Source organism: Gillisia marina (genome assembly GCF_000258765.1).
Lineage (GTDB): Bacteria > Bacteroidota > Bacteroidia > Flavobacteriales > Flavobacteriaceae > Gillisia > Gillisia marina.
In genome coordinates this window covers 1-1,011 of the sequence record NZ_AJLT01000099.1, presented here as the reverse complement: position 1 = coordinate 1,011, position 1,011 = coordinate 1, and the positions used below count along the sequence as shown (strand labels likewise).

General features: G+C 31.6%; 1 protein-coding gene. It reads right to left on the bottom strand.

What is annotated here, in order from left to right; all coding sequences use genetic code 11:
• Positions 1-68 precede the first annotated feature (68 nt).
• Positions 69-929 (bottom strand): HNH endonuclease, encoded by an 861-nt coding sequence (locus ON07_RS13830; RefSeq protein WP_010232659.1) that lies wholly within the window; start codon positions 927-929, stop codon positions 69-71.
• Positions 930-1,011: the final 82 nt, after the last annotated feature.

Genomic DNA, 1,011 nt, shown 5'->3' with positions numbered 1-1,011 from the left:
AAAATAACACTTTTCACTCGATTGCCCGCTATTTGCTGTTAAACGATGTTGGCAATAGTATTCTTCCCTTACCCAATTTCAAAACCTCCATCAGTAATTGTATTATTTGAAATAATAATATTCGAGCCGCCTTTTATTGTAAGATTACTCATTTCTAAACTATCCATTATAGTTGTGTCTTTATAAATGTTTATCATAATATCACCTTTCACCGTATGACCTTTGTCAAGAAAAATCATTGTTTTACCTGATGGTGTCATAATTTCTACACCATCATCATCTGCTTGGATAAAATATCCTTTGTAAAGCATACTTAGACTGTGAACTATAAATTTATCTTCTGGAATATTCTCAATTTGAAGTAAGATACTTCCCTTTTCAGATCTAATTGTTATTGTTTTTCCTTTAGTTTCAATATCCCAATTATCAATATTTCCAGACCAAATATTATCATCTATTCTGAAAGCTTCTTTTCCGTTTGGGTCATGAAAAATCGCATTAAGTAAGAATGTATTTTCATTATCTTCCTTGGGTTCATTAATTGACAGAATACTTTCTCCGTTTATAGTTATTATACTTTTTGGTTTAATAAATAAACTATTTCCAAATTGGATTTTCGGTTCAGTATTACCAAAATCTAAGAAATCCGAAGGAGAATTTTTAGTTTTACAGAAAGGACTTTTCATCGCATTTTTAACTGTTTTAACTCCAATTATACCTCTGGTCTTTTTATCATGACATGATGCGCAGAGCAAAGTCATTTTTTCAGGATCATGCTTTTTACATTCGTGAAATTCCGGATCAACATGATCGATAGTGCAAATTCCAGTCCCACAAATTACACATCCGAAATATGAATTTTTTCTGATTTGTCGTTTGACATTTTCAGGTATATATCTCGTTAAACCATTCTTGTTTTTATCTGACATTCTTGAATATTATTGCCAACGGTCTTGTTTAACGCAAGTAGCGTGGAGTAGGGACGCATTCTTGTCGGCTTACTTGTTTTTT

Excerpts from the sequence above, each read along its gene's own strand:
- ON07_RS13830 (WP_010232659.1), bottom strand. The coding sequence starts at position 929 with ATGTCAGATAAAAACAAGAATGGTTTAACGAGATATATACCTGAAAAT.